The sequence below is a fragment of the Pectobacterium sp. 1950-15 genome (assembly GCF_037136835.1).
Taxonomy (GTDB): Bacteria; Pseudomonadota; Gammaproteobacteria; order Enterobacterales; family Enterobacteriaceae; genus Pectobacterium.
This window is the reverse complement of sequence record NZ_JBBBQR010000006.1, coordinates 1-25,491: the sequence shown is the minus strand read 5'-3', so window position 1 is coordinate 25,491 and position 25,491 is coordinate 1. Positions and strand designations below refer to the sequence as shown.

The following is a 25,491-nucleotide window of genomic DNA, read 5'->3' as shown; positions in this document are numbered from 1 at the left end:
AAGCAATAAGGACTATCAGAAAAACCATTTAGTCATTTTGGTTATTTAATATTTCCATCATTTCTTTAATTGTTAAGATGCAGATCGTTACCCTTATCCTCCATCCATCTTTTTATTGCATGTTTTTGTATTAGCGTTGTTGGCTAACTGCACAGGCACAAGGAAACAGAAATCACAATGACTACTCCGGTTTCCCCCACTTCATTGCTTCCGCTGAGTGCGGAGCAATTAACGCGTTTACAGGCGGCAACCGGTGATTTCTCATCGACGCAGCTGGCCTGGCTATCCGGCTATTTCTGGGGGCTGGTACAACAGCCTGGGAACGTGCAGTCTGGTACCACGATCGCCGCGGCGGCTACCGCTTCCGCAGTAACGGTGCCGGTACAAACCATCACGCTGATTTCTGCCTCACAGACCGGTAACGCACGTCGCGTCGCGGAACAGCTGCGTGACGACCTGCTGGCAGCCAAGCTATCCGTTAATCTGGTCAATGCGGGTGATTACAAGTTCAAGCAAATCGGGCAGGAAAAACTGCTGCTGATCGTGACCTCGACGCAGGGGGAAGGCGAGCCGCCGGAAGAAGCGGTCGCGCTGCATAAGTTCCTGCTGTCCAAGAAAGCCCCGGCGCTGAAAGACACCGCGTTTGCCGTGTTTGGTCTGGGTGATACTTCTTACGAATTCTTCAGCAAGGCGGGTAAGGATTTCGATAACCGTCTGGCTGAGCTGGGCGCGGAGCGTCTGCTGGATCGTGTGGATGCCGATGTGGATTATCAAGCGCTGGCCGAACAGTGGCGTCGCCAGCTGGTTGATATTTTGCAGGCGCGGGTGCCGGTTCAGGGCGAAGCCGTCGCGCAGATTGCCGCTCAGGGCGCACTGGATGAAATTACCAGTAGCCCGTACAGCAAATCCTCGCCGCTGCATGCCACGTTTGCGGTGAATCAGAAAGTAACCGGGCGTAATTCCGAAAAGGATGTGCGCCATATCGAGATCGATCTGGGCGATTCCGGTTTGCGCTACCAGCCGGGAGATGCGCTGGGCGTGTGGTTTGATAACGATCCCGCACTGGTGCAGGAATTGCTGGAACTGCTGTGGCTGAAGGGGGATGAGCCCGTCAGCGTTGACGGCAAGACGCTGCCACTATCGCAGGCGCTGAAAAGCCACTTTGAGCTGACGCAAAACACCGCGCCGATCGTCGAGAAATATGCGGCACTGTCGCGTAATGAAACACTGCTGTCGCTGCTGGCCGATAAACCTGCGCTTCAGCAGTTCGCGCAGCGCACACCGCTGGTGGATATGGTGCGACAAGCGCCGACGGAACTGACGGCGGAGCAACTGCTGGGTCTGCTGCGTCCGCTGACGCCGCGTCTTTACTCTATTGCCTCCTCGCAGGCGGAAGTCGAAAGCGAAGTGCATATCACCGTTGGCGTGGTGCGCTACGAATACGAAGGCCGCGAGCGTGCCGGTGGCGCCTCCAGCTATCTGGCTGACCGACTGAGTGAAGACGATGAAATCCGCGTCTTCATCGAACACAACGATAACTTCCGTCTGCCTGCCAATTCCGATGCGCCGGTCATCATGATCGGGCCGGGCACCGGGATTGCGCCGTTCCGCGCGTTTATGCAGCAGCGCGATGCCGAAGGGGCCGAGGGGAAAAACTGGCTGTTCTTTGGTAACCCTCACTTCACGGAAGATTTCCTGTATCAGGTTGAATGGCAGCGCTACGTTAAAGATGGCCTGCTGACCAACATCGATCTGGCGTGGTCGCGCGATCAGGCACACAAAATCTATGTACAGGACAAGCTGCGGGAAAAGGGCGCGGAAGTCTGGCGCTGGATTCAGGACGGTGCGCACCTGTACGTGTGTGGTGATGCCAACCGTATGGCGAAAGACGTCGAGCGGGCGCTGCTGGACGTGATAGTTGAGCATGGCGGCATGGACAGTGAACAGGCCGATGAGTTTTTAAGCGATCTGCGCCTTGAGCGCCGTTATCAGCGAGATGTGTACTAATGAGCGAAAAATACGTTTTCAGTGAAAAACACCCTGGTCCCCTGGTGGTTGAAGGGAAGCTCACTGATGCTGAGCGCATGAAGACAGAAAGTAACTTCCTGCGCGGCACAATTGCTGAAGACCTGAACGATGGTCTGACTGGCGGCTTCAAAGGCGACAATTTTCTGCTGATCCGTTTCCACGGTATGTATCAGCAGGATGACCGTGATATTCGCGCCGAGCGTGCCGAGCAGAAACTGGAACCGCGCCATGCGATGCTGCTGCGCTGCCGTTTGCCCGGTGGCGTGATGACGCCGGAGCAGTGGCTGCGGATCGATAAATTTGCTGGCGAAAGCACGATATATGGCAGCATTCGTATTACGAACCGCCAGACGTTCCAGTATCACGGTATTCTCAAATCGAACGTGAAGCCGGTACACCAGATGCTGAATAGCATTGGTCTGGATGCGCTGGCGACGGCGAACGACATGAACCGTAACGTGCTGTGTACGTCTAACCCGATCGAATCCGAACTGCATCAACAGGCATATGAGTGGGCGAAAAAGATCTCTGAACATCTGCTGCCGCGCACGCGTGCCTATGCCGAGATCTGGATGGATCAGGAAAAGGTAGCAACGACGGATGAAGAACCGATTCTGGGTTCGACGTATCTGCCGCGTAAGTTCAAAACCACGGTCGTGGTTCCGCCGCAGAACGATGTGGATCTGCATGCGAACGATCTCAATTTTGTCGCGATTGCCGATAATGGCCGTCTGGTGGGCTTCAACGTGCTGGTGGGCGGTGGGCTGTCTATCGCGCACGGTGATAAAGAAACTTACCCGCGTACCGCCAGCGAGCTGGGCTACATTTCCATCGAACATACGCTGACCATCGCGGAAGCGGTGGTGACCACGCAGCGTGATTGGGGCAACCGTACTAACCGTAAAAATGCGAAAACCAAATACACGCTGGAGCGCGTAGGTGTAGACAACTTCAAGCAGGAAGTGGAAGCGCGTGCCGGTGTGAAATTTGAAGCGGTGCGTCCGTATGAATTCACCGGGCGTGGCGATCGTATTGGCTGGGTAAAAGGCATCGACAATAAATGGCATCTGACGCTGTTTATCGAAAACGGTCGTATTCTGGATTATCCGGGCCGTCCGCTGAAAACCGGTCTGGCGGAAATCGCTAAAATCCATAAAGGAGATTTCCGCTTAACGGCGAACCAGAATTTGATCATCGCTGGCGTGCCTGCACGGAGCAAAGCGAAGATTGATGCGCTGGCGCGTGAACACGGTTTGATTGATGACAGCGTGAGCGAGCAGCGCAAGAATTCAATGGCCTGCGTGTCGTTCCCCACCTGTCCGCTGGCGATGGCGGAAGCCGAGCGTTTCCTGCCGGAGTTTGTCACGAAAGTGGAAGATATCATGCAGCAGCACGGTGTGGGTGATGAACACATTGTTCTGCGCGTCACGGGCTGCCCGAACGGCTGCGGCCGCGCGATGCTGGCGGAAATCGGTCTGGTGGGTAAAGCGGTAGGGCGTTACAACCTGCACCTCGGTGGGAATCGCGAAGGGACACGTATTCCTCGTATGTATCGCGAGAACATTAATGAAACCGAGATCCTGGCGGAAATCGATCGGCTTATTGGACTGTGGGCACAGGATCGCCAGCCGAACGAAGGCTTCGGTGATTTCACCATTCGCACCAACATCATTAGACCGGTGCTGGATCCCGCGCGCGATTTTTATGACTGACAGGAGAGCCTGATGGCCGAATTTAACCTTGAGGCGCTCAACGCGTTACCGAAAGCGGAGCAGGCGGCAGCGCTGGCTGTCGTGAATGGTCAGCTTGAACAGCTGTCTGCACAGGAAAGAGTAAGCTGGGCGCTGGAGAATTTGCCGGGCGATTATGTGTTGTCGTCCAGCTTCGGTATTCAGGCTGCGGTATCGCTGCATCTGGTGACACAACAGCGACCGGATATCCCGGTCATCCTCACGGATACGGGCTATCTGTTCCCTGAAACCTATCAGTTTATTGATGCGCTGACGGATCAGTTGAAACTGAATCTGCAAGTGTATCGCGCCGCTGAATCCGCGGCCTGGCAAGAAGCGCGCTACGGCAAGCTGTGGGAACAGGGCGTGGAAGGCATTGAGCGCTACAACCTGCTGAATAAAGTTGAGCCGATGAATCGGGCGCTGAGCGAGTTAAAGGCAAAAACGTGGTTTGCTGGCCTGCGCCGTGAGCAGTCCGGCAGCCGGGGAGACTTGCCGGTGCTGGCGATTCAGCGTGGCGTCTTCAAATTCCTACCGATTATCGATTGGGATAACCGGACGGTGTATCAATATCTGAAAGAAAATGGTCTGAGCTATCACCCGCTGTGGGATCAGGGCTATCTGTCTGTTGGCGATACGCACACCACCCGCAAATGGGAACCGGGCATGAGTGAAGAGGAAACCCGCTTCTTCGGCTTAAAGCGCGAGTGCGGGCTGCACGAAGGGTAAAGGAACCTGACACATTGTCGTTTGTCTCTTAGCCATATTTTTATGCAGATGAGGAGACGGTTTCGTGCGCTACAGTATTGTCATTCCATGCTAATTCGCAGCACTCGCCCGACACGGGGCGGCTCAATCGCCGCTCGCCCCGTGACCCCGAGGCTTTCAGCGTAAATTATGCCGCTGACGCGGTGCCTTCGTCGATATCAGGCTTCACGGACCGCTTGCGACACGCTCCCTGCGTGGCGCAAGCTTTCGCCGCGTCCATGCGGCTCATCCTAAGCCTGCTATCTCCTCAGCATAATTTTTTACGCCGGAGAATGACAAAATCTGCAAAGCCTGTGGATTTGTGTATAAGAAACAGCCTTTGTTAGGGGAAGAGCCCACCCAATCTCAGTTGTAAACGTGGTGTTATTCCATTACGGAACTTGTCATTCCAATTCGGCATTTCATAAGTGTTCTGTCCTCACCGTATAGTCGCATTATCTACTTTTTTGCTTAGTTAAGGCGATTGTGAACTATCTCCCTATATTTGCCGATCTTCGTCAGCGCCCGGTACTGGTTGTCGGCGGCGGCGAGGTTGCGACGCGCAAAATCGATCTACTGCAACGCGCGGGTGCGGAGGTAAAAATCGTCGCGCAGGCACTGGCCGAACCGTTGGCTGTGCAGCATCAGACCGGGAAGATTGAATGGCTGGCGCAGGTTTTTACGCCTGACTTGCTATCTGACGTGTTTTTAGTGATTGCCGCCACGGATGACGCTGAGTTGAACGCGGCCGTGTTTGAGGCGGCCAATCAGCGTCATTTGCTGGTGAACGTGGTGGACGATCAGCCGAAGTGCTCGTTTATTTTCCCCTCGATTGTCGATCGCTCTCCGCTGGTGGTGGCGATTTCCTCCGGTGGGCAAGCGCCAGTGCTGGCACGCTTGCTGCGTGAAAAGCTGGAATCATTACTGCCCGCCAGTTTGGGCACGATGGCGGACATCGCCGGAAGCTGGCGCGACAGGATTAAAACCCGACTGCATTCGATGTCGGCACGCCGTCGCTTTTGGGAACGGCTGTTTGTCGGACGCTTTGCGGTGCTGGTGTCCGCCGGACAGCTCGCGCAGGCCGAAGACGAATTGCAACAGCAACTGGTTAATCAGCAAGACGAGCAGCAACTGCCCGCGGCAGCACGCGGTGAAGTGGCGCTGGTTGGCGCAGGCCCCGGCGATGCTGGATTGCTTACGTTGCGCGGGCTGCAGGTGATGCAGCAGGCGGACGTGGTGCTGTATGACCATCTGGTCAGCCCCGACGTGTTGGATCTGGTGCGCCGCGATGCTGAACGCATCTGCGTTGGAAAGCGTGCCAGTGCGCATTCGCTGCCACAGGATGAGATTAATCAGCTACTGGTGACGTTGGCGCAGGAAGGCAAACGGGTAGTCCGCCTGAAAGGCGGCGATCCCTTTATTTTTGGCCGCGGTGGCGAAGAGTTGCAGGCGGTGGCGCAGGCTGGCATCACGTTTCAGGTGGTGCCCGGTGTGACGGCTGCGGCGGGCGTCACGGCGTATGCGGGGATCCCGTTAACGCATCGTGACTACGCACAAAGCGTGCTTTTTATTACCGGTCACTGTCGTCCGGATGGCGACGAACTGGACTGGTCAACGCTGGCGCGCGGGCGTCAGACATTGGCGATTTATATGGGAACGATGAAGGCCGCTGAAATTTCGCAGCAGCTTATCGCGCATGGCCGCTCAGCGCAGACCCCTGTCGCGGTAATCAGCCGCGGCACCCGACACGATCAGCTGGTGCAAATCGGCACGCTGCAAGAGTTAGAACATTTGGCACGGCAAGCGCCGACACCGGCGCTGCTGGTGATTGGCGAGGTGGTGGATTTGCATCACCAGATTGCCTGGTTTGGTCAGACAACGCCGACGGTGCCGCAAGACAGCCGCCCAGCGGTAGTAAACTTGGCTTAAGGAAAGGGTATGGACGAGAAACGACTCACGCATTTACGGCAGCTTGAAGCCGAAAGCATTCACATCATCCGCGAAGTGGCGGCCGAGTTCAGTAATCCGGTGATGATGTATTCCATCGGCAAAGACTCTTCGGTGATGCTGCATTTGGCGCGCAAGGCGTTCTACCCGGGGTCACTGCCTTTCCCGCTGTTGCACGTCGATACCGGCTGGAAATTTCGTGAAATGTACGAATTCCGCGACCGTACGGCGAAAGCTTACGGCTGTGAACTGCTGGTGCACCGCAATCCACAGGGCGAAGCATTGGGAATTAATCCCTTTGTACACGGCAGCGCCAAGCACACTGATATCATGAAAACCGAAGGACTGAAGCAGGCGCTGGATAAATACGGTTTTGATGCCGCATTTGGCGGGGCGCGTCGCGATGAAGAGAAATCGCGTGCTAAAGAGCGTATTTACTCCTTCCGCGACCGTTTCCACCGTTGGGATCCGAAGAACCAGCGCCCGGAACTGTGGCACAACTACAATGGCCAGATTAACAAAGGCGAGAGTATTCGTGTTTTCCCGCTTTCTAACTGGACTGAACTGGATATCTGGCAATATATCTATCTGGAAAATATCGATATTGTTCCGCTCTATCTGGCCGCCCCGCGTCCGGTGCTGGAACGCGATGGCATGCTGCTGATGGTGGATGACGATCGCATCGATCTGCAACCGGGTGAAGTGATTGAACAACGCATGGTGCGCTTCCGCACGCTGGGCTGTTGGCCGCTGACGGGCGCGGTGGCATCGGAGGCGCAGACGCTGCCGGAAATCATCGAAGAGATGCTGGTTTCTACCACCAGTGAGCGTCAGGGAAGGGTGATTGACCGCGATCAGGCCGGTTCAATGGAGCTGAAAAAGCGTCAAGGGTATTTCTGAGGAATCGTCGAATGAGCCAAACTTCGTTAAAAGATACAGTTGCGGAAAACGCGGCTGAGAAAGATGCCGTCGTCATCAATAATGCGATTGCACAGCAGATTGCCGAGCAGGGCGGCGTGGAAGCCTATTTGCATGCGCAGCAGGATAAAACGCTGCTGCGTTTCCTGACCTGCGGTAGCGTCGATGATGGAAAAAGTACGCTGATTGGCCGTTTGCTGCACGATACGCGCCAGATTTATGAAGATCAGCTCAGCACGCTACACAATGACAGCAAGCGTCTTGGGACGCAGGGCGAAAAACTGGATCTGGCACTGCTGGTCGATGGGCTTCAGGCCGAGCGCGAACAGGGCATCACGATTGACGTGGCCTACCGCTATTTTTCGACGGAAAAGCGCAAATTTATCATCGCTGATACGCCGGGGCACGAGCAGTACACGCGCAATATGGCGACGGGCGCGTCAACCTGTGAGCTGGCGATTCTGCTGATTGATGCTCGTAAAGGCGTCTTGGATCAAACTCGTCGCCACAGCTTTATTGCGACCCTGCTGGGGATCCGCGATCTGGTGGTGGCGGTGAACAAAATGGACTTAGTGGATTATCAGCAAACGGTATTTGAGCAGTTTAAGCAGGATTATCTGGATTTTGCTCAGCAACTGCCTACCGACCTGAATATCACTTTTGTGCCAATTTCCGCATTGGATGGCGATAATGTCGCAACGCCAGGCACGACGATGAGCTGGTATACCGGGCCAACGCTGCTGGACGTGCTGGAAACGGTCAATGTGGCGCAGCGCACGCTGGAACAGCCGATGCGCTTCCCGGTGCAATACGTCAACCGTCCGAATCTGGATTTTCGCGGCTACGCGGGCACGCTGGCCTCCGGCATTATCCGCGTCGGGCAGCGGGTTAAAGTGCTGCCGTCCGGCGTGGAATCTACCGTCAGCCGTATTGTGACCTTCGATGGTGATTTACCGCAGGCGCAGGCAGGCGAAGCCATTACGCTGGTGCTGGCGGATGAGATTGATATCAGCCGCGGCGACCTGCTGGTCGATAGCGGTGAATCGCTGAAGGCGGTGCAGCATGCGCTGGTGGATGTGGTCTGGATGGCGGAACAGCCGCTGGTGCCGGGACAGAGTTATGACATCAAGATTGGCGGCAAGAAAACGCGCGCTCGGGTCGAGAATATTCAGTATCAGGTTGAGATTAATACGTTGACGCAGCGCGTCGCGGAGAATCTGCCGCTGAATGGTATCGGTTCGGTTGAGCTGATTTTTGATGAGCCGCTGGTGTTGGACAACTATCAGCACAACGCGGTAACCGGTGGCATGATCTTTATCGATCGTCTGAGTAACGTCACGGTGGGGGCAGGTCTGGTAAGGGAACCTATCGAGCAGGTGTATCAGGAGCCGGGCGCGTACAGCGCGTTTGAGCTGGAACTGAATGCGCTGGTTCGTCGCCACTTCCCGCATTGGGGTGCGCGCGACCTGCTGGGAGGCAAATAACGTGTCTTTACGCGATGAACCGACTGACGAGAACGTCGTTTGGCATGCGCACGATGTCACCCGTGAGTCGCGCGAGAAGTTGCATGGTCATCAAGGCGTGGTTATCTGGTTTACCGGGCTGTCAGGTTCCGGTAAATCCACGCTGGCAGGGGAGCTGGAGCAGGCGCTACACGCTCGCGGCGTCAGCACTTACCTGCTGGATGGCGACAACGTCCGGCACGGTTTGTGCCGGGATTTGGGCTTCACCGACGACGATCGGCGCGAGAACATTCGCCGCGTGGGTGAAGTCGCCAAACTGATGGTGGATGCCGGTCTGGTGGTGCTGACCGCGTTTATCTCGCCGCACCGCGCCGAGCGCAAAATGGTGCAAGATTTACTGGGCGAAGGGCAGTTCATTGAAGTCTTCGTCGATACGCCGTTAGCGACCTGTGAAGCGCGCGATCCTAAGGGGTTGTATAAAAAAGCCCGTGCGGGAGAGTTGCGTAATTTCACCGGGATCGACTCGGCGTATGAAGCCCCGGAAGCGCCGGATAGTCACCTGGATGGCGAACAATTAGTAACAAATTTGACAGACCAATTGTTAGATCTGCTTGGCAAGAGAGCTATTATCAAGCTCTGACACCCCCGCTTTTTTTCACCGCGCTGTTGGGTGATGCAGGGGAAGAATGGGAAAGATTATGCAAAATGCCACGCAGTTAACGATTAGCAAGACTCGGCCAGCGCAAGAAGAGGATGACGGCGTTTCCTACCTGTTTATGGGGGCGGTGACGGGGTTCTCCTTCTATTGGTTGGCCTTTAGCATTCCCTTTCTGGTATACGGCTCCAATACCACGTTTTTCTTCATGCTCTACACCTGGCCGTTCTTTCTGGCGCTGATGCCGTTTTCGGTGCTGGTGGGCGTCGGGTTTAGCTTTCTGCTGAGAGGCTATATTTTTTATACGCTTTTTGCGACGGGACTGACGGTGATCTGCCTGTTCTGGCTGGTATTTTCTTTTCTTACGGGGTGGTGAAAAAGGCTGTCAGTGTAGAAGAGGCTGACAGCCTTGGTTTTACAATTTATAGCGTATTTACAGTATCTTGCTTAGGAAAGCCTGCGTACGCGGGTTACTCGGATGAGTAAATATTTCCTCTGGCGTCCCCTGTTCCTGAATAATCCCCTGATCGATAAAGATCACTCTATCAGCCACTTCTCTGGCAAAGGCCATTTCATGGGTCACGATGACCATAGTCATGCCTTCATTCGCCAGTGTTTTCATGACCGCCAGCACTTCGCCAACCAGTTCTGGGTCCAGCGCCGAGGTTGGTTCATCAAACAGCATGATTGTCGGTTCCATCGCTAACGCGCGGGCAATTGCAACACGCTGCTGTTGACCTCCGGACAGGCTGTTTGGCCAGGCATCAATTTTATCCAGCAAACCGACTTTACTGAGCAACACTTTAGCGCGTTCAACGGCCTGAGCACGGGGCAATTTTTTCACATCCATCGGTGCCATAATCACATTTTCTAACACCGTCATGTGTGGAAACAGATTAAAGCGCTGAAATACCATACCCACGCTTTCGCGCATGCGATTGATATCGGTTTTCTTATCGTGAATGGCAAAACCGTTGACCGTAATCTCGCCTGCTGACAGGGTCTCCAGCGCATTGATACAGCGCAAAAAGGTACTTTTTCCTGATCCGGATGGACCAATCAGGCAGAGCACTTCCTGAGGCGCGATGTCGCAGGAAATACCGCGCAGGACATGGGTATCGCCAAACTGTTTTTGCAGATTGTTAACGTGAATCACTTTTGCCAAACCTCGTTTCCATGTGCCGCATCAGTAGAGAGAGCAGGAAAGTAATAACCCAATAGACAATGGAAATCGTCAGGTAGGGTTCCCAATACGTGGCGTAAGCGCCTGACACCGTGCGAGCGGCATAGGCGAGATCCGCCAATCCGATCGCCGAAGCCAGCGATGAATCTTTCACAATCGCGATAGCGTTGTTACCCAGTGGCGGCAGCATGCGGCGAAAAGCCTGTGGCAGGATGACTTTCCGCATGGTGCGGCCATAGCTCATGCCGAGCGAGCGGGATGCTTCCATTTGGCCGCGATCGATTGACTGAATACCCGCGCGGAATATCTCAGAGACATAGGCACCCGCATTCAGCGTAATGGCCACAATGCAGGAGAGGAATGCGCCGTAATCTGCGCGTAACGTGCGGGCAAAATCGACTGACATGATATTGCTGGTCACCAGCAATCCGTCGCGCGGGTTGATGAATAGCGGTACCAGAGCAAAGTGCACCACCATGATTTGTACAAACAGCGGCGTACCGCGAAAGGCGCTAATGTAGATGCGTACCGGCCATTGAACGCCGTAGTGCAGGATATATTTCCACGGCCCGTGCGGCGCTTGCGCTACGCGGCCTAATCCGAGCGTTAATCCCCAGCAGGTGCCAAGAATGACACAGATAATGGTGCATTTGATGGTCATCCAGGTGCCTTCCATGAATAGCGGGGCATACTCCTGAATGATCTCCCAACGAAATCCCGTCAAGATCGTTTCCTTTTTTGAATAGGCTAACGTAATGATTCTTTTAAATTAAACCGGACAGGCAGGCTGTCCGGTTAGTGCGACGTCTCGCGTGAGGCGATGGAGACCAGGAGAGGTTCGCAGTGTATTGCAGGCGTTATTCTGCGGGTAAGGTCGGAACGTTGTTATCAAACCAGGTCTGATAGATTTTGGCGTAGGTGCCATCGGCAACGATTTTTTTCAACCCGGCGTTAATCTTCTCACGCAGTTGATCGTTGCCTTTCGCTACAGCGATCCCAAAATACTGGCGTTCGAATTTGGCATCGGAAACCAGATTGAACTGTTTTTCAGGGTGAGTCTTAATGTAAAACTTCACCACACCCACATCGCCAACCGCGGCACCCACGCCATCTTCATACAGCTCTTGTAACATTAATGGGGTGTTATCGAAGCGCTTAATCGATGTACTGTTTTTCCCTAATACGTCAGAGACCACGACATCGGCGGTACTGGAGTTCACGACACCGACTTTGTGATCTTTCAATGCGGCAATCGAGTCGATCGTAGAACCTTTAGGCACCACAATAGACTGCTCGGCGGGGAAATAAGGCGCGGAGAAATCGACCATTTGCTTACGCTTGTCGGTAATCGTGATGCCGGAGATGATAATGTCGCGATCGCCGGAGTTAAGGGTTGCGAAGATACCTTCCCACGGTGTATTGACCAGCTTGATATTGAAATTCTCCGCCTTGGCGATCGCTTTAATAATATCAATATCAAAGCCTTCCAGCTCTTTCTGCGCGTTTTCAAACTCAAAAGGACGATAGGTTCCGCCAGAGCCGACTACGTAAGTGGGCTCTGCAGCGAAGGCGCTGGTTGGGAGTACGGTTGTGGATAATGCGGTGGCGCAGAGCGCGCCAACGAATAACAGTTTTTTGAACATGGTTTTCTCCTGGTTTAAACGTAAAATTTTCTTTTTTTATGCACTTTGTATGCATAAAAATACACAGATAGCATTAATGGTTCAACTGACGTTTTCCTGTAGCCGGTTTTATCCCGGTATTTCCTATGGGGTTGTGCCTTCTCGTTACGGGGAGGCGGCAGAAAGCGCGAAGATAATGCATAGATGGCGAGAAGGTGACTTGGCGGCTGGCTTGGTGCGAATTCCTGCCCGAAATATCCCCATTTAGGGAGGTGGCAAGGTGAATCTTGCCTTCCACTGCCGGACACAGTGGAGTCGAAACAAAAGTTATGGGATGATTAGGCGGTTTTTCAGGGGGCGGGATGGGAAAGCTTACGCTGTTATTATTGATATTGCTTGGCTGGCTTCAGTACTCACTGTGGCTGGGCAAGAATGGCATTCATGATTATGTTCGGGTGAAGGATGATGTTGTTGTCCAGCAGGGGAACAACGCCAAATTAAAAGACCGTAACGAACAACTGTTTGCCGAAATTGACGATCTCAATGGCGGACAGGAAGCGATTGAAGAGCGCGCACGCAATGAACTGGGAATGATCAAACCCGGTGAAAGCTTCTATCGTCTGGTACCGGAATCGAACCACCGTAACGTGAATACGACTTCATCTAATCCTTCGCCATCCAACAATACACAACGTTGACGCATGCAGACACCGAGCCTTTCCCCGCCTGATATTGTTGCCGTTCTGCCCGCCGCGGGTAACGGCAGCAGAATGCAAAACGATCGTCCTAAGCAGTATCTGACGATTGGCAATGACGCAACCGGCCATAAAACCATTCTTGAACACACCATCGGCGCGCTTTTACGCCATCCACGCGTGCAGCGTGTCGTTGTCGTCATCAGTCCCGATGACGCATTTTTTCATACCCTGATGATTGCTAACGACCCCCGTATTTGTACCGTAACGGGCGGGCGGCAGCGTGCCGATTCCGTGCTGGCTGGGCTGTCCGCCGTTGCCGATAGCGCATGGGCGCTGGTGCATGACGCGGCGCGTCCGTGTCTGCATCAGGACGATCTGACGCGCCTGCTGGCGATTGTCGAGCAGAGTGACGTTGGTGGAATTTTAGCCGCCCCGGTTCGTGATACCATGAAGCGCAGTACGGATGGGTTTATCGATCGCACGGTAGAACGGAACGATTTGTGGCATGCGCTGACGCCGCAGCTCTTTCCCGCCGCGCTGTTGAAACAGTGCCTGCAACGTGCGCTTCAGGATGGCGTTGCCGTCACAGATGAAGCCTCCGCGTTGGAATATTGTGGCTATCGCCCGCAAATTATCAGCGGACGTTCGGATAATATCAAAGTCACTCGTCCAGAGGATTTGGCATTAGCCGAATTCTATTTAACCAGTTTGCAGTAACCTCATTTTATTCGCTAAATTTATTCGTTAAATACATATAAGGAGAACGCGCGATGCGTATCGGTCACGGTTTTGATGTCCATAAGTTCGGTGGAGAAGGTCCGCTGGTGATCGGTGGCGTGCGAATTCCTTATACTCAGGGCCTGCTGGCGCATTCCGATGGGGATGTGGTTCTGCACGCGGTGACGGATGCCCTGTTGGGCGCCGCTGCGCTGGGCGACATTGGCAAGCTGTTTCCTGATACCGATCCGGCGTTTAAAGGTGCGGACAGCCGTGGTTTGCTGCGTGAAGCCTGGCGTCGTATCAACGAAAAAGGCTATCAGTTAGGAAATCTGGACGTTACGATTATTGCGCAGGCACCTAAAATGGCACCGCATATTCCGCAAATGCGCGTGAATCTGGCAGAAGATTTGCTGTGTCATATGGATGACGTCAATGTGAAAGCCACCACGACAGAGCAGCTTGGGTTTACTGGTCGTGGTGAAGGTATTGCCTGCGAAGCCGTTGCCTTGCTGGTGAAAAAAGGAACGGGCGAAATCGTCGCGTGGTAAGCCGTTTTTTTGTAATCAATGTCTTATCAGCAAGATTTTATCAATCATAGAAAATTAACAGTATAAAAAACAATGTCATGGCTGCGAGTCGTCCGGTCATGATTTTGTAGGATAACGATGGAAAATAGCGAACAACTCGTTTGGTTGCACGGCAAACCACAGGCTACCGGCTCATTGAAGTCCGCTGCGGAAGATTTTGTCGTCGTTGAAGATCTGGGATTCCAGCCGGACGGTGACGGTGAGCATGTTCTGTTGCGCGTGCGCAAGCGCGGCTGCAATACGCAATTTGTGGCCGAAATGCTGGCGAAATTCGCTCGCTTGCCGCTACGTGCCGTGAGCTATGCGGGCCTGAAAGATCGTCATGCTGTCACCGAACAGTGGTTCTGTCTGCATATGCCGGGCAAGGACACGCCGGATTTCTCCTCTCTGGCGCTTGAAGGCTGTGACGTGCTGGAATCTGCTCGCCACCGTCGCAAACTGCGCATCGGTACGCTGCGGGGTAACTATTTTACTCTGGTACTGCGTCAGGTCAGCGATCGACGCGAGGTTGATGCTCGTTTGACGCTGATTGCCGCGAACGGCGTTCCTAATTATTTCGGCAGCCAGCGTTTCGGACGCAACGGAAATAATCTTGAGCAGGCTCGTCTTTGGGCGAATAACGACATTCGGGTAAAAGAACGTAATAAACGTAGTTTTTATCTTTCCGCCAGCCGCAGTGCGATGTTTAATCAGGTTGCCAGCGCAAGACTGGCGGGAGAGCAGGCGAAAACCGTTTTGTCTGGTGACGCATTGCAGTTGACAGGTCGCGGCAGCTGGTTTGTTGCTAAGCCTGACGAACTGGAAGCCTCACAGGCGCGCCTTGATGCTGGTGAACTCCAGATTACCGCGCCGCTGCCTGGTGATAGTGAGCTGGGTACGCAAGATGATGCGCGCGAATTTGAAGAGCAGGCTTTGGCGGGACAAGAAACACTGTGGTCGCTGGTCAAGCGTGAACGGGTTGAATCGTCCCGGCGCGCGATACTGCTGTATCCGCAACAGATGCACTGGGAATGGCAGGATGATGCGACCGTGGAAGTGAAATTCTGGCTACCTGCGGGCAGTTTTGCGACCAGTGTGGTACGTGAATTACTGCATTCATATCAGGATGCCGATATCGGTGTCTGATGTGTTGCGGTTTTTTGCAGAAAATAGTTAAGAGAATACATGCCAGCAACGGTGCGGTCGCGGCGGCTGGCTGGCCCTTGTGCGGGAACATTGCTGTATTGGTGACGAGGTTAACCAGAGCTGAGGTCGGCGGGGAATGGTAAACAAGCGTATAGAAACGTTGTTGGCGCAACTGCGCCAACAGGGCATTCAGGACGAACGTCTGCTGAAGGCGATAGAAGCCGTACCCAGAGAACGTTTTGTTGATGAAGCTTTTGAACATAAAGCGTATGAAAACACCGCTCTGCCTATTGGTTCCGGTCAGACTATCTCGCAGCCCTATATGGTCGCGAAAATGACGGAACTGCTCAGTCTGACGCCGGTATCTCGCGTGCTGGAAATTGGTACGGGTTCGGGTTATCAAACGGCGATTTTAGCGCATCTGGTGCGGCATGTTTGCTCGGTGGAGCGCATCAAAGGGCTGCAGTGGCAGGCTAAGCGCCGCTTAAAGCAACTGGATCTGCACAATGTTTCTACCCGCCATGGCGATGGATGGCAAGGCTGGGCGTCGCGCGGGCCGTTTGACGCTATTATCGTTACCGCTGCGCCGCCGGAAATTCCCCGTGCGCTGCTGGAACAGCTTGATGAAGGCGGTGTGATGGTGCTGCCCGTCGGGGAGCAGTCGCAAATACTGCAAGTTGTACAGCGCCATGCTGGTGAATTTATTATTCAAACGGTTGAAGCTGTTCGGTTTGTTCCGCTGGTCAAAGGGGAACTAGCCTGATACCGTGGCGTTGATGTGCATTTGTTGTTAAGTCTTTAAAATTTCAACACAACTGTTTTATAGTGCGAACTTGTTGATATTGTTAGCCTCTAATCATCGTGGTGCCTTTCCCGTTTTGCTTATGCGCCAGCGATGGTGAAGTAGCGATCTTTCTCGTTCCAATTAACGAATATATTACCGGATATCGGTTACGCTACAACCACTTACGCTACGGGCCGTTGGGCTATAGCCAGTAAAAAGGCAGCAGATGTGAGGCAAACATGTCCGAATTGAGTTCTGAGTACTACTGTTTTTTGAATGTTATATAGCCTAAATAGTTCGAGTTGCAGGCAGGCGGTAATCGCACGAATCCCCAAGAGCTTGCATCAGTAAGTGACTGGGGTGAGTAAGAGAAGCTAACGTACACGCAGCTTGAAATATGACGGATATAGTTACTTTTTTGAACGCTATAGTTAGAGGGGAGTAAGGCGCATGGGAAGCCGAATCATGAATTTGCGTCACATTGCTGCTTGTACGGTGATTGTCTTAGGATTGGCGGGATGTACCAACAATAATTCCAAATCCGCACCGATCAGCAGCGTTGACGGAAATACGGGCAGCCGAGGGGGAATGTTATCTGCGCCACCATCACGTATTTCAACGACGAGTGAAAGTGTGGCAACGACGTCCGATGGCCGGATCGTTTATAACCGCAGCTACGGTAATATTCCGAAAGGCAGCTACAGCGGCGGTAATTCCTACACCGTTAAACGTGGCGATACCCTGTTTTATATCGCCTGGATTACCGGCAATGATTACCGGGATCTGGCACAGCGCAACAATATTCCTGAACCATACAGCCTGAATGTGGGGCAATCACTGAATTTAGGCAACGGATCCGGCAATAACGCTTCGGGCGGTGGCCTGACGAGCGGTGGTGGCATGCTGGCAACAACCGATGCCACTCGAGGTGGTGTACCAACGCCGCCATCAAGCGCTCAAATACAAACTACATCGGTTGATTCTCAGTCAACTAATGCGTATTCTGGGAATCAGGGTAAACAGAATGTAGGTAAGATGCTACCTACGGCAGGGGCAACAACAAGCGCTCCTGTTTCCGCACCAGCGGCTGTTGCCAGCAGCAATACGGCTGCTGTTGGCAGTTGGCGTTGGCCTACCGATGGGAAAGTCATAGATAGTTTCTCCGCTTCCGAGGGGGGAAATAAAGGGATTGATATCGCCGGCTCACGTGGGCAACCGATCATCGCAACCGCCAGTGGGCGAGTGGTGTATGCGGGTAATGCGCTACGTGGTTACGGAAATCTGATAATCATCAAACATAATGATGACTACCTCAGTGCCTATGCCCATAACGATACGATGCTAGTCCGTGAACAACAAGATGTCACGGCAGGACAAAAAATCGCTACGATGGGCAGTACGGGCACCAGCTCAGTTCGCTTGCACTTTGAAATTCGTTACAAGGGGAAATCCGTAAACCCGCTGCGTTTTCTGCCGCAGCGATAAATCGGGCAGAGTATTTCGGTATTCTGCCAAGGGATCACGGGTAGGAGCCACTTATGAGCCAAAGTACGCTGAAAGTTAACGAGTTACATGAAGATACCGATTTCGACGAAAATGGACTTGACGTTTTTGACGATAAAGCGCTGGCAGAGGAAGATACCAATGATAATGACTCGGCGGAAGACGAGCTGTTATCGCAAGGGGTCCCACAGCGTGTCCTGGACGCAACACAGCTCTATTTAGGAGAAATCGGCTATTCGCCGCTTTTAACCGCAGAAGAAGAAGTTTATTTTGCCCGGCGCGCGTTGCGTGGCGATGTCCCATCGCGCCGCCGGATGATTGAGAGTAATCTGCGCTTGGTGGTGAAAATTGCCCGCCGTTACAACAATCGTGGTCTGGCACTGCTGGATTTGATTGAAGAGGGGAACCTCGGCCTGATCCGTGCGGTTGAAAAATTCGATCCAGAAAGAGGGTTCCGTTTTTCAACCTACGCGACCTGGTGGATTCGACAGACGATAGAACGGGCGATCATGAATCAAACCCGTACCATCCGTTTGCCGATTCACATCGTCAAGGAGCTCAACGTTTATTTGCGCACCGCGCGCGAACTGTCTCACAAACTGGATCACGAGCCGAGTGCGGAAGAAATTGCCGAACAGCTTGATAAACCCGTTGATGACGTCAACCGCATGCTGCGCCTGAATGAACGTATTACTTCCGTCGATACCCCGCTGGGCGGTGATTCGGAAAAAGCGCTGCTGGATATTCTGGCAGACGAAAAAGACAACGGACCTGAAGACACCACTCAGGATAACGATATGAAACAGAATATCGTTAAATGGCTGTTTGAGCTTAATGCCAAGCAGCGTGAGGTGCTGGCGCGTCGTTTCGGCCTGTTAGGGTATGAAGCGGCTACGCTGGAAGATGTCGGTCGTGAAATTGGCTTAACACGCGAACGTGTTCGTCAGATTCAGGTTGAAGGCTTACGCCGCCTGCGGGAAATTTTGCAGGTTCAGGGGTTGAGCATTGAAGAACTGTTTCGTGAATAATTCGCGATAAGTTACTGAAGTCTTGAAATAAAAAATGGTGGGGAAACCCACCATTTTTTATTTCTGCATTTGCCCTTTCCTGCGAAAGGGCGGTCCGGCAGCGATTAGCGGACGATATTTGCCAGCAGGAAATCGACGATTTCGCTGGTTTTAATCATCTGCTTTTCACCAACCCGGCGATGCTTATATTCAATCTCTTCGCTATCCAGATTGCGATCGCCAATGACGATGGTGTGCGGTACACCAATCAGTTCCATATCGGCGAACATCACGCCCGGACGCTCTTTACGGTCATCAAGTAGCACTTCAATGCCTTTAGCGCGCAGCTGCTGATAGATATCCTCAGCGACTTCCTTCACACGGAAAGACTTGTGCATGTTCATCGGCAGAATAGCAACGTGGAAAGGCGCAATGGCGTCTGGCCAGATGATGCCGCGTTCGTCATGATTCTGCTCAATCGCCGCCGCGACAACGCGCGTTACACCAATGCCGTAGCAACCCATCGTCAGCGTCTGGTTACGGCCGTCTTCACCTTGAACCGTCGCTTTCAGCGCTTCAGAATACTTGCTGCCCAGTTGGAAAATATGGCCCACTTCGATACCGCGTTTAATTTGCAGTGTGCCTTTACCGTCTGGACTGATATCGCCTTCAACCACGTTACGGATATCCGCAACCTGTGGCAGCGCAACATCACGCTCCCAGTTGATGCCAAAATAGTGTTTGCCATCAATGTTCGCGCCAGCGCTGAAATCGCTCATGGCTGCAACGGTGCGATCGACAACGACGGGAATCGACAGCTTGACTGGACCCAGTGAACCTGGGCCTGCGCCGATGGTGGCTCGAATTTCTTCTTCTGTTGCGAATGTCAGCGGGCTGGCTACCTGAGCAATTTTCTCTGCTTTGATTTCGTTCAGTTCGTGATCGCCACGAACCAGCAGCGCAACCAGTTTATGGCCACTTTCTTCCGTCGCTTTAACCAGCAGCGTTTTCACGGTTTTTTCTACCGGCAGCTTAAACTGCTCAACCAGCTCGGCGATGGTCTTGGCATTCGGTGTGTCAACCAGACGCAGCGCTTCCGTCGCTTCTGCTCGGCCTAGCTTCGGCGCAACCGCCTCTGCCAATTCAATGTTTGCTGCGTAGTCGGATTCCGTTGAGAAAACGATATCGTCTTCACCGCTGGCGGCCAGTACCTGAAACTCATGGGATGCGTTACCGCCGATAGAACCGGTATCCGCCTGAACAGCTCTGAAATCCAGATCCATACGGCCGAAAATCTGGCTATAAGCGGCGTACATCGCATCGTAGGTAACCTGCAATGATTCCTGAGAGGTATGGAAAGAGTAGGCGTCTTTCATCAGGAATTCACGTGAGCGCATCACGCCAAAACGCGGACGAACTTCATCGCGGAATTTGGTTTGGATCTGAAAGAAATTCAGCGGCAGCTGCTTGTAGGAGCTGATTTCATTACGAATCAGGTCAGTAATGACTTCTTCATGTGTTGGGCCAAGTACGAAGGGGCGTTCGCCACGATCGACAAAGCGCAACAGCTCTGGGCCATATTGATCCCAACGTCCACTTTCTACCCATAAATCGGCAGGCTGAACAACGGGCATGGACACTTCAATCGCGCCAGCGTTGTTCATCTCTTCGCGCACGATGTTTTCAACTTTTCTCAAAACACGTAAACCGGTCGGCAACCAGGTGTAAAGGCCAGAGGCCAGTTTACGAATCATTCCTGCCCGGAGCATCAACTGATGGCTGATGACTTCCGCATCGGCTGGCGTCTCCTTGAGAGTGGAGAGCATGTATTGGCTAGTACGCATGGGGTGTTAGTTCCGTTAGAACGACAAATAGCATAGGGCTGCCGCGCAGCCGAAGGCACATAAAAAGTGGTTTAGTTTACCAGCGCGGGCGGCGCGTCAAAAGAGAGCAGGAACAATTTTAGAATATATTGCTGTGGTTAATGTGTTAATACGCGTTTGACGGGTCGAGGCTTAGCACTTCGGTTTGTTCTCCGCAGACACGCCAGCGCACATTGAATTCCAGCAGTAAAACGGCGTATTCCCGCGTGGTGCTTTCACCTTTGCGGTAGGCCGGTCGTGGATCTTGCGCTAATACCTGTGAGATGAAGCGCTTTAACTGGGGATATTTCTTTTGATGCTGGGCTATCTGGTTTTCCGCAAGGGGCGAAAAAAGCACCAGCATTGCCGCATCAGGTGCCATTTGAGCAAAACCCGCTCGCGCCTGAGGGTGGCTCTCTGCAAAAGGCAGGTAAGGTTTGATATCGATGACTGGCGTGCCATCGACCAGATCGAGGCTGCCTAATTCGAGCGTAATGGCATCGCCTTTTACTCGAATCCCTTTTAATTCAACCAGCGACATGCCAACAGGGTTGGGGCGGAAAGTAGAACGCGTAGCGAAAACGCCCGTCCGTGTGTTTCCCCCCAGACGCGGTGGCCGAACTGTCGGACGCCAGCCGCCTTCCATCGTTTGATGAAAGATGAACAATACCCAAATATGGCTGAACGCCTCCAGCCCTCGTACACATTCCGCCTGATTGTACGGCGGCAATAGCTGAAGTTCTCCGCCTCCATCTTCAATCAGACCCGGCTGCCGCGGAATGGCAAATTTTTCTTTATACGGAGAGCGGATAATCCCGATCTGATTGAAAACAAATTGACTCATTGTGCAGAGACTTTCAGCGCGGTGCCCTGGCAAACGACCTGACTGTAGCAACCCGCTACACCACTGACGGTTTGGCATTCATGCAGCAAAACCGCATTGGCTTTCATGGCCGTGGCGCGATTTTGCATTCTTTTACGCGCATTTGCTGCGTTAGGGGGGGAATCCTGAGCACTGACCTGACAGGAAGAGCCTGACACTTCGCCCATGTCGCGGAAAGGTTTACCCACTAATTCTTCTGCACTTTTATATAACACTGCTGGAGTCGGGCGAGCGACTGGCTTCGGTTTAGGCGCGGGTTCTGCGGTTTTGGTTTCAATAACAGGTTGAGGAGCCGGTGCCGGTGGCTTCTGAAATAAAGAACAGCCTGTCAGCGACATTGCCAACAATATAAAGGGAACAGCACGCATTAAGGATTCCTCTGCTTTTTCTCAAAGAGCGGGTATTGAAGCAAGCAATTGCACAAATAACAAGACGGGCCGTAGCCCGTCTCGCAGATATCTTTTAATTAAACGTGTATACCCGTCATACTTCAAGCTGCTTGTGCGTTGGCTGCCCTTACTCACCCCAGTCACTTACTGGTGTAAGCTCCTGGGGATTCGCGCAGTTGCCGCCTTCACGCAACTCGAATTATTTAGGGTATAATTGCAGGATTACCAGCCTTTTACCGCGCCGCCATTAAAGATTTTATTTGCTGCGTCGTTTACTTCATCAGACTGGTAGGCCTGAACGAATTTCTTCACGTTTTCAGCGTCTTTGTTGTCTTCGCGTGAAACCAGCAGGTTTACATACGGAGAGTCTTTCTCTTCAACAAACAGGCCATCTTTAGTTGGTGTCAGGTTAATCTGGCTAGCGTAAGTGGTGTTGATTACAGCCAGTGCGATTTGCGCGTCATCTAAAGAACGTGGCAGCTGTGGTGCTTCCAGTTCAACCAATTTGATGTTTTTCGGGTTTTCAGTGACATCCAGTACGGTTGGCAGCAGACCAACGTTGTCTTTCAGTTTAATCAAGCCGACTTTTTGCAGCAGCAACAGGGAACGGCCCAGGTTGGTCGGGTCGTTTGGCAGCGCAACTTGAGCACCGTCTTGCAGTTCATTCAGCGATTTGATTTTTTTGGAGTAACCCGCGATTGGGTAAACAAAGCTGTTGCCGACAGAAACCAGTTTATAACCACGATCTTTGATCTGCTGATCCAGATAAGGCTTGTGCTGGAAGGCATTCAGATCGATGTCGCCTTTGCTCAGCGCTTCATTTGGCAACACGTAGTCGTTGAATGTGACCAATTCAACGTCCAGGCCGTATTTGTCTTTTGCCACTTTCTGCGCGACTTCGGCAACCTGCTGTTCTGCGCCAACAATAACGCCGACTTTAATGTGATTAGGATTCTTTTCTTCCTGACCACATCCCGCTAGCGCCAAAGCACCAATAAGTGCGCCAATGGTCGCAATAGATTTCAGTTTAATCGCCATATCCTTACCCCTAATTAACTATTTTCTTGGCAGATGCCTTCAGGCAAATGCGTATTGTGGTGATTACTTGTGTGTGACAGCTTTTACTGCCCTGTCGCCGCAGAATTGAATCAGGTAAACCAAAACAACCAGTAATATTAATACCGTATTCATGACCGTCGCGTTATAACCAATATAACCATACTGATAACCAATTTGACCTAAGCCGCCTGCGCCCACGGCTCCACCCATAGCAGAATAGCCTACGAGCGTGATTAGCGTGATAGTTGCGGCATTAATAAGGCCCGGTAATGCTTCTGGCAGGAGTATCTTTCTGACGATTTGCATTGGTGTTGCCCCCATCGCACGGGCTGCTTCAATCAGGCCAGTCGGAATTTCAAGCAGCGCGTTTTCCACCATGCGGGCAATAAACGGTGCAGCACCGACGGTGAGAGGAACGATCGCCGCTTGCAGGCCAATAGAGGTTCCAACAATCATCCGAGTAAAAGGAATCATCCATACCAGCAAAATAATGAATGGAATCGAGCGGAAAATGTTTACCAGTGCTGAAACGGTCCGGTAGAGCTTTGGATTGGCGATAATTTGCCCCGGACGCGTGGTATACAATAAGACTCCCACGGGTAAGCCAAGCACAAAGCCAAAGAAACCAGAAACGAACGTCATTGCGACGGTTTCCCATATTCCCTTAGCCATTAACCACATCATTGCTTCAGACATAACCCAGAACCTCAATTGTAACGTGACTTTCCTGCAGGAATTGGATTGCGGCTTTTATATCCGCATCGTTGCCGTGCATTTCTGCCAGCATGATGCCGAACTTGACGCCACCGGCATAATCCATCTGGGCACTAATAATGTTGTTGTTGACGTTAAAGCGTCGAGCAACCTCGGAGAGCAGCGGGGCATCCACCGATTTGCCGGTAAATTCCATCCGTAATAACGGCGTGGTATCCGGACGATAGTCGGGGGACAGGCGGATGAGGTAATCGTCAGGGATGTCCAGGTGTAGCGTGGACTGAATGAATTTCTGCGCCAGCGGTGTTTTCGGGTGTGAAAAGACTTCGCTGACCGTGTCCTGCTCGATGAGTCGTCCATCGCTGATTACCGCAACCTGATCGCAAATACGCTTCACCACATCCATTTCATGTGTAATAAGAAGAATGGTTAGGCCGAGGCGGCGATTGATATCTTTCAGTAACTCAAGAATCGACCGGGTCGTTGCTGGATCCAACGCGCTGGTTGCTTCGTCACACAGCAGAACTTTGGGATTGCTAGCCAACGCACGGGCAATGGCGACACGCTGTTTTTGTCCGCCGGACAAATTGGCGGGATACACGTCGTGCTTATCTGCAAGCCCAACCAAATCCAACAATTCATTGACCCGCCGGGTAATGTCAGCTTTTGGCGTGTTATCTAATTCCAGCGGTAGCGCAATATTGCCAAAAACGGTACGTGAGGCGAGCAGGTTGAAATGTTGGAAAATCATGCCGATTTGGCGGCGTGCGCGCGTTAACTGGCTATCTGACAGCTGGGTCAGCTCTTGTCCATCTACCAGCACTTTCCCTTCTGTCGGGCGCTCCAATAAATTGACGCAGCGGATGAGTGTACTTTTACCTGCACCTGATGCGCCGATAACACCATAGATTTGCCCGGTAGGAACATGAAGGCTGACATCAGCAAGCGCGGTAATGGTCCGCCCGTTTTGCTGAAAAACCTTAGTAATATTAGAAAGTTCAATCATATGTTTTTTATCGTGAGTGCCTATGGCTGGATAAATCAGTTTCTGCATTAACAGAATATGAAATGGATGTTAGGGCGTCTAGACGTCTAAGTCAATCGGGATTGTCATGGCTCTACATTCTCCCTATAGGCGAAAACATGCGATACTACTGCGTAATTTAGGCCATTCAGGAGCAAAGTCAGTGGCACAAAGCGTTCCAGCAATTTTTCTTGATCGTGACGGCACGATCAATGTCGATCACGGTTATGTTCATGACATTGACCATTTTCAATTTATTGATGGCGTCATCGATGCCATGCGTGAGTTGAAAAATATGGGGTTTGCGCTGGTTGTGGTAACTAATCAGTCCGGCATCGCCCGCGGAAAGTTTACAGAAGATCAGTTTATGCAACTGACAGAGTGGATGGACTGGTCGCTGGCAGATCGTGGTGTTGATCTGGATGGCATCTATTTTTGTCCGCATCACCCTGAAGCAGGGGAAGATGAATACCGCCAGACTTGTGATTGCCGAAAGCCTGAGCCAGGCATGTTGCTTTCTGCACAGCGCGATCTGCACATTGATATGGCTGCGTCTTATATGGTGGGTGACAAATTAGAGGATATGCAGGCTGCAATTGGCGCAGGAGTAGGAACCAAACTATTGGTTCGCACGGGCAAACCTGTTACCGAACAAGGCGAAACGCTGGCTGATAGCGTGTTGGAAAGCCTCGCAGACCTGCCAAAATGGATAAAAACGCGCACTTAATCAGCGGAACGAATGAAAGATGCGCAAACAGAAAAAAGTTTACTAGATTTGCTTGCGCTTCTGAATCGGCTGCCTATAATGCGCCTCCATCGACACGGCGCTGTGATTCACAACCG

The 25,491-nt window shown here is 52.6% G+C and carries 25 protein-coding genes; 16 read left to right on the top strand and 9 right to left on the bottom strand.

The features are described from left to right. Nucleotides 1-177 precede the first annotated feature (177 nt). The 8 genes from cysJ to WCT94_RS08640 all read left to right on the top strand — a co-directional run bounded on the left by cysJ (nucleotide 178) and on the right by WCT94_RS08640 (nucleotide 9,864). The gene (gene cysJ / locus WCT94_RS08675) at nucleotides 178-2,007 is read left to right on the top strand and encodes an NADPH-dependent assimilatory sulfite reductase flavoprotein subunit (protein WP_336869101.1); all 1,830 of its coding nucleotides are present in this window, start codon (nucleotides 178-180) and stop codon (nucleotides 2,005-2,007) included. Continuing rightward, nucleotides 2,007-3,740 carry an assimilatory sulfite reductase (NADPH) hemoprotein subunit gene (gene cysI / locus WCT94_RS08670; RefSeq protein ID WP_336869100.1) on the top strand — a complete coding sequence of 578 codons (1,734 nt, stop codon included), beginning with the start codon at nucleotides 2,007-2,009 and terminating at the stop codon, nucleotides 3,738-3,740. Before cysJ ends, cysI begins: the two co-directional genes overlap by 1 nt. 12 nt (nucleotides 3,741-3,752) lie before the next feature. After that, nucleotides 3,753-4,487 carry a phosphoadenylyl-sulfate reductase gene (locus tag WCT94_RS08665; protein ID WP_336869099.1) on the top strand — a complete coding sequence of 245 codons (735 nt, stop codon included), beginning with the start codon at nucleotides 3,753-3,755 and terminating at the stop codon, nucleotides 4,485-4,487. A gap of 504 nt (nucleotides 4,488-4,991) precedes the next feature. After that, a complete protein-coding gene (gene cysG, locus WCT94_RS08660) occupies nucleotides 4,992-6,434 on the top strand; it encodes a siroheme synthase CysG (protein WP_336869098.1) in 1,443 nt (480 codons plus the stop codon). Nucleotides 6,435-6,443: 9 nt separating this feature from the next. Further along, nucleotides 6,444-7,352 carry a sulfate adenylyltransferase subunit CysD gene (gene cysD / locus WCT94_RS08655; RefSeq protein ID WP_015841507.1) on the top strand — a complete coding sequence of 303 codons (909 nt, stop codon included), beginning with the start codon at nucleotides 6,444-6,446 and terminating at the stop codon, nucleotides 7,350-7,352. Between the two features lie 11 nt (nucleotides 7,353-7,363). After that, on the top strand, nucleotides 7,364-8,854 hold the full coding sequence (gene cysN, locus WCT94_RS08650; RefSeq protein WP_336869096.1) for a sulfate adenylyltransferase subunit CysN: 1,491 nt from the start codon (nucleotides 7,364-7,366) through the stop codon (nucleotides 8,852-8,854). Next, entirely contained in the window at nucleotides 8,793-9,473 is a 681-nt protein-coding gene (gene cysC, locus WCT94_RS08645; RefSeq protein WP_336869095.1) for an adenylyl-sulfate kinase, read from the top strand. The genes cysN and cysC overlap by 62 nt, the downstream gene beginning before the upstream one ends. 46 nt (nucleotides 9,474-9,519) lie before the next feature. Continuing rightward, a complete protein-coding gene (locus tag WCT94_RS08640) occupies nucleotides 9,520-9,864 on the top strand; it encodes a DUF3561 family protein (RefSeq protein ID WP_205559389.1) in 345 nt (114 codons plus the stop codon). 57 nt (nucleotides 9,865-9,921) lie between these two features. Here WCT94_RS08640 and WCT94_RS08635 read toward each other — a convergent pair whose 3' ends face one another. The 3 genes from WCT94_RS08635 to WCT94_RS08625 all read right to left on the bottom strand — a co-directional run bounded on the left by WCT94_RS08635 (nucleotide 9,922) and on the right by WCT94_RS08625 (nucleotide 12,314). Beyond that, nucleotides 9,922-10,644: an amino acid ABC transporter ATP-binding protein gene (locus WCT94_RS08635; RefSeq protein ID WP_336869327.1), complete on the bottom strand. Its 723-nt coding sequence runs from the start codon at nucleotides 10,642-10,644 to the stop codon at nucleotides 9,922-9,924. Further along, the gene (locus tag WCT94_RS08630; protein ID WP_336869092.1) at nucleotides 10,631-11,395 is read right to left on the bottom strand and encodes an amino acid ABC transporter permease; all 765 of its coding nucleotides are present in this window, start codon (nucleotides 11,393-11,395) and stop codon (nucleotides 10,631-10,633) included. The genes WCT94_RS08635 and WCT94_RS08630 overlap by 14 nt, the downstream gene beginning before the upstream one ends. Before the next feature lie 133 nt (nucleotides 11,396-11,528). Continuing rightward, nucleotides 11,529-12,314 (bottom strand): basic amino acid ABC transporter substrate-binding protein, encoded by a 786-nt coding sequence (locus WCT94_RS08625; RefSeq protein ID WP_015841501.1) that lies wholly within the window; start codon nucleotides 12,312-12,314, stop codon nucleotides 11,529-11,531. A 341-nt stretch (nucleotides 12,315-12,655) separates the two neighbouring features. Between WCT94_RS08625 and ftsB the strand changes: the two genes are divergently transcribed. The 7 genes from ftsB (at nucleotide 12,656) to rpoS (ending at nucleotide 18,738) form a co-directional block, all read left to right on the top strand. Then, complete coding sequence (gene ftsB / locus WCT94_RS08620; protein WP_336869090.1) at nucleotides 12,656-12,991, top strand: cell division protein FtsB; 336 nt, start codon at nucleotides 12,656-12,658, stop codon at nucleotides 12,989-12,991. 3 nt (nucleotides 12,992-12,994) lie between these two features. Further along, nucleotides 12,995-13,708 (top strand): 2-C-methyl-D-erythritol 4-phosphate cytidylyltransferase, encoded by a 714-nt coding sequence (gene ispD, locus WCT94_RS08615; protein WP_336869089.1) that lies wholly within the window; start codon nucleotides 12,995-12,997, stop codon nucleotides 13,706-13,708. Between the two features lie 53 nt (nucleotides 13,709-13,761). Continuing rightward, complete coding sequence (gene ispF / locus WCT94_RS08610) at nucleotides 13,762-14,259, top strand: 2-C-methyl-D-erythritol 2,4-cyclodiphosphate synthase (RefSeq protein ID WP_015841498.1); 498 nt, start codon at nucleotides 13,762-13,764, stop codon at nucleotides 14,257-14,259. 117 nt (nucleotides 14,260-14,376) lie between these two features. Then, entirely contained in the window at nucleotides 14,377-15,423 is a 1,047-nt protein-coding gene (truD, locus tag WCT94_RS08605) for a tRNA pseudouridine(13) synthase TruD (protein ID WP_336869087.1), read from the top strand. A gap of 136 nt (nucleotides 15,424-15,559) precedes the next feature. Continuing rightward, nucleotides 15,560-16,186: a protein-L-isoaspartate(D-aspartate) O-methyltransferase gene (locus WCT94_RS08600; RefSeq protein WP_225085599.1), complete on the top strand. Its 627-nt coding sequence runs from the start codon at nucleotides 15,560-15,562 to the stop codon at nucleotides 16,184-16,186. 483 nt (nucleotides 16,187-16,669) lie between these two features. Next, the gene (gene nlpD / locus WCT94_RS08595; protein WP_336869325.1) at nucleotides 16,670-17,692 is read left to right on the top strand and encodes a murein hydrolase activator NlpD; all 1,023 of its coding nucleotides are present in this window, start codon (nucleotides 16,670-16,672) and stop codon (nucleotides 17,690-17,692) included. 53 nt (nucleotides 17,693-17,745) lie between these two features. Next, complete coding sequence (rpoS, locus tag WCT94_RS08590) at nucleotides 17,746-18,738, top strand: RNA polymerase sigma factor RpoS (RefSeq protein WP_015841494.1); 993 nt, start codon at nucleotides 17,746-17,748, stop codon at nucleotides 18,736-18,738. Nucleotides 18,739-18,842: 104 nt separating this feature from the next. On the opposite strand, the gene proS is transcribed toward rpoS, so the two are convergent. The 6 genes from proS to metN form a co-directional block, all read right to left on the bottom strand. Next, on the bottom strand, nucleotides 18,843-20,561 hold the full coding sequence (gene proS, locus WCT94_RS08585; RefSeq protein WP_336869086.1) for a proline--tRNA ligase: 1,719 nt from the start codon (nucleotides 20,559-20,561) through the stop codon (nucleotides 18,843-18,845). A 145-nt stretch (nucleotides 20,562-20,706) separates the two neighbouring features. Further along, the gene (gene tsaA / locus WCT94_RS08580) at nucleotides 20,707-21,423 is read right to left on the bottom strand and encodes a tRNA (N6-threonylcarbamoyladenosine(37)-N6)-methyltransferase TrmO (protein WP_336869084.1); all 717 of its coding nucleotides are present in this window, start codon (nucleotides 21,421-21,423) and stop codon (nucleotides 20,707-20,709) included. Next, the gene (gene rcsF / locus WCT94_RS08575; RefSeq protein WP_039497702.1) at nucleotides 21,420-21,830 is read right to left on the bottom strand and encodes an Rcs stress response system protein RcsF; all 411 of its coding nucleotides are present in this window, start codon (nucleotides 21,828-21,830) and stop codon (nucleotides 21,420-21,422) included. The genes tsaA and rcsF overlap by 4 nt, the downstream gene beginning before the upstream one ends. A gap of 243 nt (nucleotides 21,831-22,073) precedes the next feature. Beyond that, complete coding sequence (locus WCT94_RS08570; protein WP_010681578.1) at nucleotides 22,074-22,889, bottom strand: MetQ/NlpA family lipoprotein; 816 nt, start codon at nucleotides 22,887-22,889, stop codon at nucleotides 22,074-22,076. Between the two features lie 63 nt (nucleotides 22,890-22,952). After that, nucleotides 22,953-23,606: a methionine ABC transporter permease MetI gene (locus WCT94_RS08565; RefSeq protein ID WP_039497700.1), complete on the bottom strand. Its 654-nt coding sequence runs from the start codon at nucleotides 23,604-23,606 to the stop codon at nucleotides 22,953-22,955. Beyond that, the gene (gene metN, locus WCT94_RS08560) at nucleotides 23,599-24,630 is read right to left on the bottom strand and encodes a methionine ABC transporter ATP-binding protein MetN (protein WP_319849107.1); all 1,032 of its coding nucleotides are present in this window, start codon (nucleotides 24,628-24,630) and stop codon (nucleotides 23,599-23,601) included. Before metN ends, WCT94_RS08565 begins: the two co-directional genes overlap by 8 nt. A 181-nt stretch (nucleotides 24,631-24,811) precedes the next feature. Between metN and gmhB the strand changes: the two genes are divergently transcribed. Beyond that, entirely contained in the window at nucleotides 24,812-25,375 is a 564-nt protein-coding gene (gmhB, locus tag WCT94_RS08555; protein WP_015841488.1) for a D-glycero-beta-D-manno-heptose 1,7-bisphosphate 7-phosphatase, read from the top strand. The last annotated feature ends 116 nt before the right edge of the window (nucleotides 25,376-25,491 follow it).